General features: G+C 43.8%; 16 protein-coding genes. 13 read left to right on the forward strand and 3 right to left on the reverse strand.

Going from position 1 to position 14697, the window contains the following annotated elements:
- The first annotated feature begins 152 nt into the window (after nucleotides 1-152).
- The 4 genes from ACLGGR_RS09015 (at nucleotide 153) to yunB (ending at nucleotide 3654) form a co-directional block, all read left to right on the forward strand.
- Nucleotides 153-1004, forward strand: a complete 852-nt coding sequence (locus tag ACLGGR_RS09015) for a DUF72 domain-containing protein (RefSeq protein WP_142945122.1) — start codon at nucleotides 153-155, stop codon at nucleotides 1002-1004.
- Between the two features lie 63 nt (nucleotides 1005-1067).
- The gene (locus ACLGGR_RS09020) at nucleotides 1068-2441 is read left to right on the forward strand and encodes a bifunctional metallophosphatase/5'-nucleotidase (RefSeq protein WP_410972927.1); all 1374 of its coding nucleotides are present in this window, start codon (nucleotides 1068-1070) and stop codon (nucleotides 2439-2441) included.
- A gap of 67 nt (nucleotides 2442-2508) precedes the next feature.
- Nucleotides 2509-2814: a YunC family protein gene (locus tag ACLGGR_RS09025; RefSeq protein WP_410972928.1), complete on the forward strand. Its 306-nt coding sequence runs from the start codon at nucleotides 2509-2511 to the stop codon at nucleotides 2812-2814.
- Nucleotides 2815-2889: 75 nt separating this feature from the next.
- On the forward strand, nucleotides 2890-3654 hold the full coding sequence (gene yunB / locus ACLGGR_RS09030; RefSeq protein ID WP_410972992.1) for a sporulation protein YunB: 765 nt from the start codon (nucleotides 2890-2892) through the stop codon (nucleotides 3652-3654).
- 231 nt (nucleotides 3655-3885) lie between these two features.
- Here the strand turns inward: yunB and ACLGGR_RS09035 are convergent, their stop codons facing one another.
- Nucleotides 3886-4830: a M23 family metallopeptidase gene (locus ACLGGR_RS09035; protein ID WP_251216290.1), complete on the reverse strand. Its 945-nt coding sequence runs from the start codon at nucleotides 4828-4830 to the stop codon at nucleotides 3886-3888.
- Between the two features lie 326 nt (nucleotides 4831-5156).
- On the opposite strand from ACLGGR_RS09035, the gene lipA reads away from it, so the two are divergent.
- On the forward strand, nucleotides 5157-6053 hold the full coding sequence (gene lipA / locus ACLGGR_RS09040; RefSeq protein ID WP_251215850.1) for a lipoyl synthase: 897 nt from the start codon (nucleotides 5157-5159) through the stop codon (nucleotides 6051-6053).
- 39 nt (nucleotides 6054-6092) lie between these two features.
- Here lipA and ACLGGR_RS09045 read toward each other — a convergent pair whose 3' ends face one another.
- Entirely contained in the window at nucleotides 6093-6728 is a 636-nt protein-coding gene (locus tag ACLGGR_RS09045) for a YhcN/YlaJ family sporulation lipoprotein (protein WP_034659879.1), read from the reverse strand.
- Nucleotides 6729-6848: 120 nt separating this feature from the next.
- On the opposite strand from ACLGGR_RS09045, the gene ACLGGR_RS09050 reads away from it, so the two are divergent.
- From ACLGGR_RS09050 to ACLGGR_RS09060, 3 genes are read left to right on the forward strand one after another with little or no spacing between them, the layout of a single operon-like run.
- Nucleotides 6849-7124, forward strand: a complete 276-nt coding sequence (locus tag ACLGGR_RS09050; RefSeq protein ID WP_024423368.1) for a YutD family protein — start codon at nucleotides 6849-6851, stop codon at nucleotides 7122-7124.
- Between the two features lie 19 nt (nucleotides 7125-7143).
- Nucleotides 7144-7578: a DUF86 domain-containing protein gene (locus ACLGGR_RS09055; protein WP_048237358.1), complete on the forward strand. Its 435-nt coding sequence runs from the start codon at nucleotides 7144-7146 to the stop codon at nucleotides 7576-7578.
- Between the two features lie 18 nt (nucleotides 7579-7596).
- On the forward strand, nucleotides 7597-8370 hold the full coding sequence (locus ACLGGR_RS09060) for a TIGR01457 family HAD-type hydrolase (RefSeq protein ID WP_087978090.1): 774 nt from the start codon (nucleotides 7597-7599) through the stop codon (nucleotides 8368-8370).
- A 39-nt stretch (nucleotides 8371-8409) separates the two neighbouring features.
- On the opposite strand, the gene ACLGGR_RS09065 is transcribed toward ACLGGR_RS09060, so the two are convergent.
- A complete protein-coding gene (locus tag ACLGGR_RS09065) occupies nucleotides 8410-8910 on the reverse strand; it encodes a phosphatidylglycerophosphatase A family protein (RefSeq protein WP_025094161.1) in 501 nt (166 codons plus the stop codon).
- Between the two features lie 132 nt (nucleotides 8911-9042).
- On the opposite strand from ACLGGR_RS09065, the gene yutH reads away from it, so the two are divergent.
- The 5 genes from yutH (at nucleotide 9043) to thrB (ending at nucleotide 14622) form a co-directional block, all read left to right on the forward strand.
- Complete coding sequence (gene yutH, locus ACLGGR_RS09070) at nucleotides 9043-10053, forward strand: spore coat putative kinase YutH (RefSeq protein ID WP_251215848.1); 1011 nt, start codon at nucleotides 9043-9045, stop codon at nucleotides 10051-10053.
- An 85-nt stretch (nucleotides 10054-10138) separates the two neighbouring features.
- A complete protein-coding gene (locus ACLGGR_RS09075) occupies nucleotides 10139-11107 on the forward strand; it encodes a 2-hydroxyacid dehydrogenase (protein ID WP_410972929.1) in 969 nt (322 codons plus the stop codon).
- Nucleotides 11108-11330: 223 nt separating this feature from the next.
- On the forward strand, nucleotides 11331-12635 hold the full coding sequence (locus ACLGGR_RS09080) for a homoserine dehydrogenase (protein ID WP_142945113.1): 1305 nt from the start codon (nucleotides 11331-11333) through the stop codon (nucleotides 12633-12635).
- Nucleotides 12632-13693, forward strand: coding sequence for a threonine synthase (thrC, locus tag ACLGGR_RS09085; RefSeq protein WP_410972930.1), 1062 nt, complete (start codon nucleotides 12632-12634; stop codon nucleotides 13691-13693). Before ACLGGR_RS09080 ends, thrC begins: the two co-directional genes overlap by 4 nt.
- Nucleotides 13690-14622 carry a homoserine kinase gene (gene thrB, locus ACLGGR_RS09090; protein WP_410972931.1) on the forward strand — a complete coding sequence of 311 codons (933 nt, stop codon included), beginning with the start codon at nucleotides 13690-13692 and terminating at the stop codon, nucleotides 14620-14622. Before thrC ends, thrB begins: the two co-directional genes overlap by 4 nt.
- Nucleotides 14623-14697 lie beyond the last annotated feature (75 nt).

Consider the following 14697-nt stretch of genomic DNA (forward strand, 5'->3'; position numbering starts at 1 on the left):
TCACGTGCCGCCAGTCATCTTCATTCAGAATTACGAGCAAATATGATATGTTGTAGACAGAAGAATTTCTTTCAGAAATATGGGTATCACAAGAAACAAAGGCTTCGAATGAGGAAGCCGTCTATACATGAGAGTGGCAAGAGGTGAGAAACATGATTTATATCGGATTAACTGGCTGGGGAGATCATGACAGTCTTTATCCGCCGAAAATCGGCAGCGCGCAAAAGCTGTTTCACTACGCGTCAACATTTCCGATTGTAGAACTGGATGCCAGCTTTTATGCCGTTCAGCCTGAGCGTAATCATGAAAAGTGGATAAAGGATACTCCGGATGACTTTCAATTTGTTGTAAAAGCATACCAAGGAATGACTGGACATCAAAGGGGCGAGATTCCGTTTGCTTCGAAGGAGGAGATGTTTGATGCATTTATTCTTTCGCTGACTCCGCTCATTCGTGAAGGGAAACTCGCCATGGTGCTCTTTCAATTTCCACCTTGGTTTGATTGCAAAAAAGAGCACGTCCACTATTTAAGATGGTGTAAGGAGAAGATGGGCGATATTCCATGTGCTCTTGAATTCCGAAACCGTACATGGTTTTCAGAGGAATTTTATGAGCAGACTTTGTCCTTTATGGAAAAGGAAGGATGGATTCATTCCGTCTGTGATGAACCGCAAGTCGGAGAAGGTTCCATACCGCCAGTCATACAAGCTACACACCGTGATAAAACCTTGGTCCGTTTTCACGGGAGGAATAAACAGGGCTGGCTTCACCCGGCAGACCATGAGAATTGGCGTGAAGTGAGATATTTATATTTATATAATGAAGCTGAATTAAAAGAGTGGAAAAAGAATCTCGACATCCTGCATCAGCAATCGAAAGATGTTTATGTCGTGTTTAATAATAACTCCGGCGGAGATGCAGCGGCAAATGGCCAGCAGATGATTGATTTGCTGGATATCACGTATTCAAGCCTGTCTCCGAAGCAGTTAGATTTATTTAGTTAACCGAGAGCTGAGGCTTTCAATCTGAATGAGACGGTTCAGTGACAACTTGAGGGAGAGATCAACATGCTGCAGAAGCTATGGTTATATCATACAAACGACTTGCACAGCCACTTTGAGAACTGGCCAAAAATTGCAGCTTATATTGAAGAAAAGCGTCAAGTTCACGATCAGATGCTCTTGTTTGATATTGGCGACCATATGGACCGAGTGAACCTCGTATCCGAAGCTGATTATGGAAAGGTAAACGTCAAGCTCCTCAATCAGCTGGGCTATGATGGGGTCACGATCGGGAATAATGAAGGCATTACGCTGCCTCATGATCAGCTGGATCACTTGTATGAAAATGCACAATTTCCAGTGGTCCTGTCTAATCTATTTGAGAAAGGCAAAAGGCCATCGTGGGCAAAGCCCTATCATATCATCACAATGGACAACGGACTGAAGATATGTCTCTTAGGCGTGACCATTGCGTATACACCTGTATATGAAAAGCTGGGCTGGAACATTACTGATCCGTTTGACAGCATACGGGACATGCTGCAGGAAGTAAAGGGACAGGCAGATGTCATTGTGCTTTTATCCCATCTCGGTATCATCCATGATCGAGAGGTCGCCCGTGATTTCCCTGAAATCGACATCATCCTAGGCTCACACACGCATCATCTGTTAGAACAAGGTGAAATGGACAATGGTGTGCTGCTTGCATGCGCTGAAAAGTATGGGCATTATATTGGCTGTGTTGAGCTGACGATCGATACAGCGCGCAAAGAGCTGATAGAGAAAAAAGCGACAGTACAGTCAGTGGATCAGCTCATCAGTGAATCAGATGAAGCCATCACCACCTTACAGCAAGCAGAAAGAAGAGCGAAAGCACTCATGCAGGAAAAAGTGACAACGATTGAGTCGAAGCTAGAAACGAAGTGGTTCGACGAATCTCCGCTTCCGCAGCTTTTAACAGATGCCATTAAAGATTGGTGCGGAGCTGATATTGGCATGATGAATGCAGGTATGGTGCTTGATTCATTAGAGGCAGGGATCGTCACAAGAGAAGAAGTCCACCGGATATGTCCGCATCCCATTAACCCCATTCGGGTGACGCTTACGGGTCAACAGCTGATCGAAACGGTTCGGCGGGGCTGTGAAGAAAAAATGGAACAGCTGCGCATCAAAGGTTTCGGATTTAGAGGTGAGCTGATGGGGAAAATGCTATATAGCGGACTCAGCTATACATTAGAAGAAGGCGAGACCAAACGGGTGAAAGATGTCTTTGTACATGGTCAATTGATCAAAAAAGACGCATCTTATACAGTTGGCACAGTCGATATGTATACATTAGGCTCTCTTTTTCCTCATATCCGTGATCACGAACATATTGAATATTTCATGCCTGAATTTTTACGTGATGTTCTGACATGGCGCTTGAAGGAAGCAACATGAAATCCGCTTCAGCCTAACAACACGCGCCCTCTTTTCACATAGATTGTGATGAGAGGAGTGAAGGGATTTGGTGAATTTAACACCTATTACAATTGATGGCCATTCCTTTACAGCGGTCACCGTCAAGCTGCCGAAGACAAATTTTATGGCAGTATCAAATGAACATGGGTATATCATGTGCGGTGCACTGGATGTCGGGCTCTTGAATGAAAAGCTTGCAGATAGAGGAATTATTGCAGGAAGAGCAGTTGGTGTAAGAACCATTGAGCAATTGCTCGATGCTCCTTTAGAATCTGTGACATACGCCGCAGAAGCGCTGGGCATCTCAGCTGGAACAATTGGAAAAGATGCATTATTAAAAATGGTGAAATAAAATAGAGAGATGATTCCTATCCCCCCGCCTGTCTGCATACACATGTAATGGAGAAGGGGGGATTTTTTATTGAGAATGAACCGCCGTTATCGCCCCTACAAAAAGGGCCCTTTGCCATTTCGTTACGTCATGCTGCTTGCCATCGTATTCTTTGTGCTCTCAACCGTGATTAGTTTATTTTTTATCAACCGATCCATTAAACCAACCCTTATTCACATTGCTGAACTAGAAACAGAGCGCATCGCCAATCATCTCATACAATATTCAGTACAAGACTTTGCAGACGATCAGGAGAATATGAAGGATATGGTGGTCATGAATACAAGTGAGAACGGAAAAGTGACGACCATCGATTTTAATGCGAAAGCAACATCGAAAGCAATGGCTGACCTGTCACGTCATCTTCAAAAAAATTTAGAAGACATTGAAAAGGGGAACTTTCAAAAAGAGGCAAAAGAAGCATTAAAGGATCAAACAGATGGACATGACGGCATTATATATAACATTCCGCTCGGGCAAGCATCCGGAAATGCACTCATTGCTAACCTCGGACCAAAAGTGCCTGTGCGCTTTAGTGTGATTGGTGATCCGCATACGGACGTTGAAAAAAACATTAAGCCTTATGGCATCAACAATGCCTTGATTGATATTAGTGTTCTGATCGAGGTCAAGGTAAGAGTCATTATCCCATTTGCCTCTGAAACAATCGTAGTCAAAAACTCTGTTCCTGTCTCCATACAGGCCGTTCAAGGAGACGTACCAGATTATTATAATGGCAGCGGAACAAATTCAGGTGCTCCATCAATTGTTCTCCCAGAGAAAAAGGAGAAAAAGGAATAACAGCCCAAGAATGATTGGGCTGTGTCAGCGTGTAGCCAAACCCTCGCATTCGCCCGCAGGTCTGTGCGCCGGTACTCACGAATGTCAAATTCGCTCCGTTCCGGTGCTCTCCCTTCCTAGACTTCAAAGGTTTTCTATCACGCTGAAAAGAAGACAAAGAGCTAAAATTAAAAATCATTTTAGCTCTTTGTCCATCATCAAAAACAGCCCAAGAATGATTGGGCTGTTATTTTACTTTCGTTTCCGTTCAGCTCTTTCCCACGCCCTTAAATGAGGGTATGGGTCAAATGACCATTCGGTTCTGCCGTTGTCTTTGTACATGCCATAGTGAAGATGAGGCGGAAACTTCCCTGCGGTGCCTGGAGGACCGTAACCAGAGCTTCCGACAGATCCAATCACTTGGCCAGGTTCAACAATTTGACCTGTCTTAAGGCCTTTTGCAAAGCCATTTAAGTGAGCGAAGTAATGATAATGATTATGAATATCTCGAATGCCAATCCGCCAGCCGCCAAAACGGTTCCAGCCTTTCATTTCAATCACGCCATACGATGTCGCACGAACGGGAAGTCCATAATGGGCAAATAAATCGGTTCCCTCATGAATCCTTCTGCCTCCAAATCCTCTCGCATCTCCCCATGTACTCCGGTAGCTGTAGTCAGCTCCAACCGGAAGAGGAAAAGCATGCTTTCCAAGATCAAGATGCCCATAGTGCTTATATAGCTTCATAAAAGATGAAATGATTCCAACGGTTTGATCACGTCCATAATAGTCCCATAAGCCAATTTTTAATTGATCAACGCTGCTGCCGTAGTGGAGCAAGTATTGAGCAAACGTGAATAATACATCCTCATCGTCATCGCTGCTTGCTTTTCCATCCCCATTCCCATCAAGCCCAATTCCGTCAAACACTTTAATGCTTAAAGGAGAGGTATCTTGTTTATTCGGGTTTTCTGGTCCAATCCACATTTCCCGGGGAATGTAGATGCCAATGACGCCTTTTTGTTTCGGTAAATCTCTTCTGCTTTTTCGAATATTGTGTTCATACTGATCAACTGCAGCAAGTACATACCATGGAACCTGTGTTGTCATGGAGACTTTTTCATATAGGGCCATTCTTTGCTTCAATTCATCTGGCTGCTTGCCCGTCCCTTTTGCATGAACAGGTAAAGGGAGCATTGAAAGAGCAATCATGATGGCTAAAACCACTTTCACAAACGTCCATCTCCTTTCTTCGAACATCGTCCTCTACCGTTTAGTGTGGTTAGATCAATCTATTTCATAAGAAGAAAATGTTAGTAATTTTCATCTGTTTTTTTAGGAGGCTTTTGGGTATTTTTGCAGCTCATTCCCTTGTTGTTCAATCTGTACTATGTTAAAGTGTCTAAAGAAAAGGCTTTAGGCCGAAGATTCAATTTTTTGCAGCTTCTTGGCTGCATCCATCGTATATAGCAGGAAGATTTTTGTAGATGCACCTTTAACGAATTCATATGGAGATGATGGAATTGGCAAAGAAGGAAGAGCACGTAAGAAAACCGGACTGGCTTAAAATTAAGCTGAATACGAATGAAAACTATACCGGTTTGAAGAAAATGATGCGGGAAAACAACCTGCATACTGTTTGTGAGGAAGCGAAATGTCCGAATATTCACGAATGCTGGGCAGTGAGAAGAACCGCTACATTTATGATTCTTGGATCTGTTTGTACGCGCGCATGCCGTTTCTGTGCGGTGAAAACTGGACTTCCAACTGAGCTTGACCTGCAAGAGCCAGAACGCGTGGCAGATTCAGTAGCCTTAATGAACTTAAAGCACGCTGTCATAACAGCGGTTGCAAGGGATGACCAAAAGGATGGCGGAGCAGGTGTGTTCGCTGAAACCGTTCGTGCGATTAGAAGAAAAAGCCCATTCACGACCATTGAAGTTCTCCCTTCAGACATGGGCGGTCATTATGATAACTTGAAGACGTTAATGGACACTCGTCCTGACATTTTAAATCACAATATTGAAACAGTTCGCAGATTAACGCCAAGAGTTCGTGCGCGTGCTACATATGATCGTTCATTAGAATTCTTGCGCCGTGCAAAAGAAATGCAGCCTGACATTCCAACAAAATCAAGCATTATGATTGGACTCGGTGAAACGAAGGAAGAAATCATTGAAGTCATGGATGATCTTCTTGCCAATAACGTGGATATCATGGCGATTGGGCAGTACTTACAACCTTCGAAGAAGCATTTGAAAGTTCAAAAATATTACCATCCGGATGAGTTTGCAGAGCTGAAGGAAATTGCGATGTCAAAAGGCTTTAGCCACTGTGAAGCTGGGCCGCTTGTGCGCTCTTCCTACCATGCAGATGAACAAGTAAATGAAGCGTCTAAAAAGCGTCAGGCGCAAGCGTAACAAAGAAAACGCCAGAGCTCTCTGGCGTTTTTTCTCGTATTAATTTTGGCCGTAAGGGGCGTTTCTTCTCATCGTACGGTCGGAATTCGTCATGCCATTTGCATCTTCTTTCGTTGAAATATCTCCACCTTGAGGGGAATACTTCATTTGTTGAATCGTTTTGGTTAAAATTTGGTCAAAATCACGTGAATTGGTTTGAAGACGTGAAAAATTGGCAATGGATTGAAAGTGCTCTGGATTATCAGAGACGTATACATGATAATAACGAGGGAGAACAGAAACCGCCGTTTTCTTCACTTGATCGGCAGATTCATCACGGTTTTTGTTTCCTGTTCGATACACGATGAGTGCATCCTCATCTGTCACAAGTGTGGCAGCATCTTTGATGTTTGGCAGCTGCACCGTTAAACTTGTAATCACGTGGGCGAGATGCTCGCGATTTAAAGCAGGGGTTCTTTCTTTCTGATCCGTTACTTGCTGGCGCTGATAACGAACATATCCTGCTCTGTTTGTATCTGCTTCTGGCATGTTGGAATTATTTCCTTCATGACGATCCGACAGACGGATGGTTTTACTTGAAGAATCTTCATCCACTTGCCGGTTCATACCTGATTGAAAGCCGCACCCGCCTAAAAGCATGCTGAGGAGAATCGCGGCTGTCAGTTGTTTCTTCATAAATGTGACCTCCTTTTTCCTTTAGCTTCGGCTAAATCGGAAAAAACATGCTTTAGCAATTGATGGAGTTCTTCCAATGAATTATCATTAAAGATGGATCGTTTAAAAAGAGGTGAGAAGATGATCGTCGTTCAGAATGCTACCTTTGATCTTGTAAGAGATATCAAAGACGGCTTTAATGAAGAAGCGTTTAAAGCAAGGTACTCAGATATTTTAAATAAGTATGATTATATTGTGGGGGACTGGGGCTATAATCAGCTCAGGCTGAAGGGGTTCTTTGATGACCAAAACCAAAAGGCCACTTTTGATACTAAAATCAGCACACTCGATGAATACATTTATGAATACTGTAATTTTGGCTGTGCCTATTTTGTCTTAAAACGAATCAGAAAATAACGCAAAGGGGAGCGTCATGATGTATTTCGTAGACAGAAAAAAGATTGAAGAGACATTACGTTTTTTCGAGGAGCAATATGAGTTGATGCAGAGTCATCAAACATGGACAAGTCCTCTAGAGAAAAAAGCGCTGGAACGAATTGTTCATTTGCTCGTCGAATGTATTCTTGATACTGGAAATGACATGATTGATGGCTTTATTATGCGTGACCCAGGAAGCTATGATGACATCATGGATATACTTGTTGATGAAAAGGTCGTACCAGAAGTGGAAGGCAGTCAGCTGAAAAAGCTTGTCTCATCCCGCAAAACACTTGTGCAGCAATATCAGGAAGTGGTTCATCATGACTTATTGCAGGTGATCAGCGAAGTAGAGCAGGCGCTGGAGGTCTTTCCAAGCCGCATCCGTACCTACTTGGAGCAGGAGCTTGGCCCAGTATCAGCGTTTAAATAAACCATTGGAGTTGTGAGCATCATGAAATACAAAGGCTATTTAATTGATTTAGACGGGACCATGTATAAAGGAACAGAAAAGATCGAAGAAGCAGGTCAATTTGTTCAAAAGTTAAATGAGTTGAACATCCCTTACTTGTTTGTCACGAATAACTCATCACGCACGCCGAAGCAGGTAGCGGAAAAACTCGTGTCATTTGATATCCCAGCAACAGAAGAACAAGTTTTTACAACAAGTATGGCGACGGCTAATTATATTGCTGAGCAAAAGAAAGATGCATCAGTTTACGTGATTGGTGAAGAAGGAATCAAGCAGGCCATTGAAGAAAAAGGGCTGACGTTTGGTCAGGAAGACGCTGATTTCGTTGTTGTTGGAATTGATCGGGGCATTACATATGAAAAATTAGCAGTAGGTGCGATTGCCATTCGTCAAGGCGCACAATTTGTCTCAACAAATGGAGATATAGCCATTCCAACAGAAAGAGGGCTTTTGCCAGGGAACGGCTCGTTAACATCTGTACTAACTGTCACCACAACAGTTCAGCCGACATTTATCGGAAAGCCAGAATCCATTATTATGGAACAAGCGATGCGTGTGCTTGGGACAGATGTGTCTGAGACGCTCATGGTGGGTGATAACTATGATACGGATATTATGGCAGGAATGAATGCAGGAATGGACACATTACTCGTCCATACAGGAGTGACCACAAAAGAGCTACTTCAGAAGTATGAAAAGCAGCCAACCTATGTCATTGATTCATTATCCGAGTGGATCGAGCGATTATCATAAAAAAAGAGGACAAGCGTTACGCGCGCGTCCTCTTTTTCTTTATTCCGCATTTCTCGCACTATGTGCCAGCCTGCTTGATGCGGCAGCAGCAATAGCGCCGACAATGTCATCTAAAAAGGTGTGGCATTCGCCTGTGGATTTATCGTTGAGTTTCCCGAGAATTCCTGGTTTTTCTTTATCGATATATCCGTAATTCGTAAAGCCGATCGAACCATAAATATTGACGATAGCAAAGGATAAAATTTCATCAACGCCATACAGGCTTTCGTCCGTTTCAAGTATTGATTGAAGCGGCTCAGTCAGCTTCTTTTGCTCGGCGAGTACGTCTAGTTCGACGCCCGTTAAAATCGCATTTTGGACTTCACGTTTTGCGATGACACGCTCCACATTGTGGATGCACTCTGTCATGTCTAAGCCAGGATGATATTTTTCCTGTAAAAAGTAGACAAGGTCTGCTATATCTTGAATGGTTACGCCTCGTTCTTGTAAACGGCGTCTTGCTGTTTTTTCTACTTCGTTCATCTCATGATGATGCGGCATGTATTCCTCACCCAATCCTCGTAATTTGTCCACAACGTGTAAAAAGCTTCGGATAGTAAATAGTATTCATAAATCCCTCAACCTGCGACTACGATATGATAAGAGATTGATCATAGGAACGCAGGTGAAAACATGAAAGAAACCATTTATCACACATTTGGTATTGATGTTCGTCAATTTACGCCATATGGCAGTTATCAGAGCTTTCAAACGGCGGAGGCTCTCTTTCTCATTGTTCCTGTGTCTCATTTGCGAGAAGAAGAACTCTCAGAGTTGTATCATATCAGTCAGTATTTACTGAATGCTGGAGACCCATACGTCGCTGTGTTTGAATTAACAAATGAAGAGAAACCCACCTTTACTCATGGAAAGGAGCAGTACGCTTTATTAAAAGCAGCGCCTCCGATCTCAAGCCGCTCGTTTCAGCAAGCGTCAGAACTGGCAGCCTTTCATGTCAGGGGAAGAGGCTTTCCATATGAGGTGTCCGAAACAAAACGTGTCGGTGCCTGGAAGGAATTATGGGCAAAACGATTAGATCAGCTTGAAGGCTTTTGGATGCAGCAAATGCATCAAAAACCGCTGGAACGGTTTGAACAAAAATTCATTGAATCGTTTCCATATTATCTTGGATTAACGGAGAATGCCATTCAATATTTAGTCGATACTGAGCTTGATGATGAACCGAAAGAAGGTGACTCAGGCACTGTCTGTCATCAGCGCTTTTCACGTATGACATGGCCGCATGAGCAGCCGCTGCGTTTACCGGTGGATTGGGTCTTTGATCATCCAACCCGTGATATTGCTGAATACTTAAGAGAAACCTTTGTACAGCATAAGGAAGATTTAATTGAAGAAGGCTTTTCCTTTCTTCAGCAATATGAGGAGGTGACACCTCTTTCCTCCTTTTCAAAGCGTTTGTTATACAGCCGTTTGTTGTTTCCGCTTCATTATTTTGAAATTGTGGAAGGCTACTACATGTCGGGAGAAAATGAAAAATCATATTATGAAGAACGGTTAGATTACGTCTTAAATGATGCCAATCGCTATGAATACTTTCTCAAGGTCTTTCAAGAAATGAGTGCCATGCGAAGCGGCGGGAGCCTCATTCCACCTGTTGGCTGGATCACAGGTCCACTGATTTGAAGTTTCAGTGAACAGATGAAACGTCTCTTTTCTCTTGAGGCGTTTTTCGTTATGCTTAAAGAAATCAATCAAAGGAGTGTTCTTCTTGACGAAACCTTATGTCTATATCACAAGAAAGCTGGATGAAGCATCACTTACACCACTAAAAGAAGTCGCTCATATCGAGATGTGGCCAAGCGAAGATGAGCCGTGTCCAAGAGAAGAGTTAGAAACACAGGCTGCTAAAGCGGATGCGCTTCTCACCATGCTGTCAGATCAAATAGATGAGACCCTTTTATCAAAGGCCCCGAATGTCAAGGTGGTCGCAAACCTTGCTGTTGGCTATGACAATATTGATCTTGAAGCAGCTAAAAAGCGCGGAATCACCGTATGTCATACACCGGACGTCTTAACAGAATCCACGGCTGATTTAGCCTTTGCCCTTCTAATGGCGTCAGCTAGACGAATTGTCGAGGCGAGTGATTGGATTAAGGATGGAAACTGGACAGGCTGGGGACCGCTTCTTCTTGCCGGTGCTGATGTTCATCACAAAACGCTTGGGATTGTCGGAATGGGCAGCATTGGAACAGCACTTGCCAAGCGGGCCAAAGGCTTTAATATGAATGTTCTTTATCATAATCGTTCAAGAAAACCCGAGGCAGAAGCGCAGCTTGGTGTGACCTATGCGGCTTTTGAGGAACTGCTCAAGCAGTCTGATTTCATCGTCTGTCTGACGCCGTTAACCCCGGAAACGAAAGACATGTTTAATGAAAAAGCATTTGATCTGATGAAGAACTCTGCTTATTTCATTAACGTATCAAGAGGACAGACTGTGGATGAGGATGCTTTATACGAGGCTGTCACGACAGGAAAAATTGCCGGCGCTGGTCTGGATGTATTTAGACAAGAGCCTGTCAGTCCGTCTCATCCGTTAACGACATTACCTAACGTCACAGTCCTCCCTCATATTGGAAGTGCTAGTGTCGAAACGAGAAAAACGATGATGCGTTTATGTGCTGAAAATATTGCGCTTGTCTTACAAGACGAGCCAGCCAAAACGCCGGTTCGTTCATAATAGAAGGCTTCCCGGCTTTCGGGAGCTTTTCTGACAAAAATATTTTGAAAATATAGAATCTTGATGTAAATAGCTGTTAAGCGGTTTCATTCTGACAATCTCTTATTTTATTACCTTGTCAAAATGAGGATACCCCTTTATAATGTGTGTACATTGAATGTCTGTGTAAGGTTAACAAATGTCTTTTTAGAGAGGACATTTACGGAGAAAGGTGGAATTTCAGGTGAAGGCAATTCGAGTTGGGCTATTAGGATTAGGAACAGTGGGGAGCGGTGTCGTAAAAATTATCCAAGACCATCAGGATAAATTAATGCACCAAATCGGCTGTCCGGTATTAATACAAAAAGTGCTTGTGAACAATCCCGATAAAAAAAGAGATGTGGATGTCGCAAGAGAGGTCTTCACAACTGAAGTATACGATGTGATTAGAGATCCAGAGGTTGACGTCATCATTGAAGTAATGGGCGGCATTGAAGAGACAAAACAATATTTAATAGATGCGTTGAATGAGAAGAAGCATGTCATTACAGCCAATAAAGATTTAATGGCACTTTACGGTACGGAGCTTTTACATGTAGCGAAAGAAAATGGCTGTGATCTTTATTATGAAGCAAGTGTCGCCGGAGGAATTCCAATTTTGCGTACGCTGGAGGAAGGATTGGCTTCTGACCGAATCACCAAGATGATGGGGATTGTGAACGGTACAACGAATTTTATTTTAACGAAAATGAATGTCGATAAAAGCGCATATGAGGATGTCTTAAAGGAAGCACAGGATCTTGGCTTTGCGGAAGCAGACCCGACAGCTGATGTAGAAGGACTGGATGCAGCAAGGAAAATGGCGATTCTTGCAAGACTCGGCTTTTCTATGAATGTGGAATTAGAGGATGTAAAGGTGAAAGGTATTTCTGATATCTCTGATGAGGATATTAATTTCAGTAAGCGGTTTGGCTATACAATGAAGCTGATCGGAATTGCTCAGCGAGACGGAGAGAAAGTGGAGGTCAGTGTCCAGCCAACCTTACTTCCTGATCATCATCCATTATCATCCGTCAACAATGAATTCAATGCGGTGTATGTCTACGGAAGTGCTGTAGGTGAAACGATGTTTTACGGACCTGGAGCAGGAAGTCTGCCAACGGCAACAGCTGTTGTCTCAGACTTAGTCGCAGTGATGAAAAACATGCGCCTTGGCGTGAACGGAAGCGGATTTATCGCACCGCAGTTTGAGAAGAAGATCAAATCGTCATCAGAAGTATTTGCTCAGCAATTTTTAAGAATTCATGTTAGAGATCAAGTCGGGGCATTCTCCCGCATTACATCTATCTTTTCTGAAAGAGGCATCAGCTTTGAAAAGATCCTTCAGCTTCCTGTGAAAGGACATGATGAGCTGGCTGAAATTGTGATCATTACACATCAGACCTCAGAAGAAGATTTCTCAAATATCCTGCAAAAATTAAACGACCTCGACGTGGTGGTTCAAGTGAAGAGCACGTACCGAGTAGAAGGGAACGGTTTAAGCCGATGAAATGGAATGGACTCATTGAAGAATTTCAAGAATTCTTACCAGTAAACGAATCTACACCAAAACTAACATTAAATGAAGGGAATACACCGCTGGTCCACCTCGCCAAGCTTTCAGAAAAGCTGGGGATTGAGCTTCATGTGAAAACAGAAGGCGTCAATCCAACAGGCTCTTTCAAGGATCGAGGAATGGTCATGGCCGTTGCAAAGGCAAAAGAAGAAGGCAATGATACGATCATGTGTGCTTCGACAGGGAATACCTCTGCAGCAGCAGCAGCTTATGCAGCCCGTGCTGATATGAAATGTATCGTCATCATTCCTGACGGGAAAATTGCCTTCGGTAAGCTTGCACAGGCTGTCATGTACGGAGCAGAGATCATTGCCATTGACGGCAACTTTGATGATGCACTGAAAATCGTCCGCAGCATCTGTGAAAAAGCACCGATCGCCCTTGTGAACTCCGTCAATCCTTACCGAATTGAAGGACAAAAGACAGCGGCATTTGAAATCTGTGAGCAGCTAGGCTCTGCCCCGGACGTACTGGCGATTCCTGTTGGAAATGCCGGGAACATCACGGCCTACTGGAAAGGCTTCAAGGAATATCACGAGAAAAAAGGAACTGGACTGCCTGTCATGCGCGGTTTTGAAGCAGAAGGTGCAGCGGCAATCGTTCGAAATGAAGTGATTGAGCAGCCGGAAACAGTGGCAACGGCTATCCGTATCGGAAATCCAGCGAGCTGGAAACAAGCTGTGTCAGCCGCAGATGAATCAAACGGAAAGATTGATGAAGTAACAGATGAGGAAATTCTTCATGCGTATCAATTGATTGCACGTGAAGAAGGCGTGTTTGCAGAGCCGGGCTCATGTGCGTCGATTGCGGGCGTATTAAAGCAGGTGAAATCTGGAGAAATCAAGCCAGGCAGTAAAGTTGTTGCGGTATTAACAGGTAACGGATTGAAAGATCCAAATACGGCTATCGATATTTCACAAATCAAGCCGGTCACACTCGATGCAGATGAAGATCAAATTCTTGAACACTTAGAAAAGGCCGCACGCGTATGAGTGAAGCCTCCATGCTTTTTTCAATCACAGTACCGGGAAGCACTGCCAATTTAGGACCAGGCTTTGATTCAGTTGGAATGGCGCTCAGCCGCTATTTAAAGCTATCGGTCTATGACCATGATAGCTGGCTGTTTGAAGCAGAAACAGATGTTGTGTCTGGGGTTCCATCAGGCACCGACAACCTGATTTATCAAACAGCCAAAAAGGTCGCAGATGACTTTGGAAAAACACTCCCGCCTGTTCATGTCAAAGTGTGGAGTGATATTCCATTGGCACGGGGGCTTGGCAGCAGTGCTGCTGCCATCGTGGCCGCCATTGAACTCGCCAATCAGCTTCTTGAATTAAACATGACAGATGATCAGAAGCTCTTTTATGCAAGTGAGGTAGAAGGTCATCCAGATAATGCGGGTGCCTCTTTATTCGGTGGTTTACTGATCGGTCTCCATGAAGAAGACAAGACACATGCCGTGAAAGTGCAGCATGTGGATGTAGATGTCGTCGTGGTGATTCCTTTTTATGAAGTGCTGACAAAGGATGCTCGTGATGTCCTGCCAGAGGATTTCTCCTATAAGCATGCCGTCAGTGCGAGTGCTGTGAGCAACGTTCTTGTGGCCGCCTTAATGACGCAAAACTGGCCGCTTGTTGGAGAAATGATGAATAAGGATTTATTTCATCAGCCTTACCGCACAATGCTCGTGCCAGAGCTGTCAAAGGTAGAGCATGTCGCTTCGCTCAAAGGAGCGTATGGAACGGCTTTGAGCGGTGCTGGGCCGACGATCCTCACCTTAGTGGAAAAAGGGAAGGGAGAAGCACTGAAAGAACAGCTTGCCCAAAACTTCCCGCATTGCGAAGTCGATTTGCTGACGGTTCCAGTAGAAGGGGTTGTCGTGCAGCATCATCCTGTTAATCAAGTGAAGAACGTGCTGTGAATCTGCACGTTCTTTTTTATGCTTGTTTTTATGGGAAGAAGCAGGGATTATTATTTAGAGGATCGAACTATTTTT

Origin of the sequence: Bacillus sp. BD48, from assembly GCF_046566805.1 — a bacterium.
In the GTDB taxonomy this organism is placed as follows: domain Bacteria; phylum Bacillota; class Bacilli; order Bacillales; family Bacillaceae; genus Bacillus; species Bacillus safensis.

Excerpts from the sequence above, each read along its gene's own strand:
- thrB (WP_410972931.1), top strand. The coding sequence starts at position 13,690 with ATGAGTGAAGCCTCCATGCTTTTTTCAATCACAGTACCGGGAAGCACT.
- ACLGGR_RS09035 (WP_251216290.1), bottom strand. The coding sequence starts at position 4,830 with ATGCTCCCTTTACCTGTTCATGCAAAAGGGACGGGCAAGCAGCCAGAT.
- ACLGGR_RS09045 (WP_034659879.1), bottom strand. The coding sequence starts at position 6,728 with ATGAAGAAACAACTGACAGCCGCGATTCTCCTCAGCATGCTTTTAGGC.
- ACLGGR_RS09050 (WP_024423368.1), top strand. The coding sequence starts at position 6,849 with ATGATCGTCGTTCAGAATGCTACCTTTGATCTTGTAAGAGATATCAAA.
- ACLGGR_RS09020 (WP_410972927.1), top strand. The coding sequence starts at position 1,068 with ATGCTGCAGAAGCTATGGTTATATCATACAAACGACTTGCACAGCCAC.
- yunB (WP_410972992.1), top strand. The coding sequence starts at position 2,890 with ATGAACCGCCGTTATCGCCCCTACAAAAAGGGCCCTTTGCCATTTCGT.
- ACLGGR_RS09015 (WP_142945122.1), top strand. The coding sequence starts at position 153 with ATGATTTATATCGGATTAACTGGCTGGGGAGATCATGACAGTCTTTAT.
- thrC (WP_410972930.1), top strand. The coding sequence starts at position 12,632 with ATGAAATGGAATGGACTCATTGAAGAATTTCAAGAATTCTTACCAGTA.
- ACLGGR_RS09055 (WP_048237358.1), top strand. The coding sequence starts at position 7,144 with ATGTATTTCGTAGACAGAAAAAAGATTGAAGAGACATTACGTTTTTTC.
- yutH (WP_251215848.1), top strand. The coding sequence starts at position 9,043 with ATGAAAGAAACCATTTATCACACATTTGGTATTGATGTTCGTCAATTT.
- ACLGGR_RS09065 (WP_025094161.1), bottom strand. The coding sequence starts at position 8,910 with ATGCCGCATCATCATGAGATGAACGAAGTAGAAAAAACAGCAAGACGC.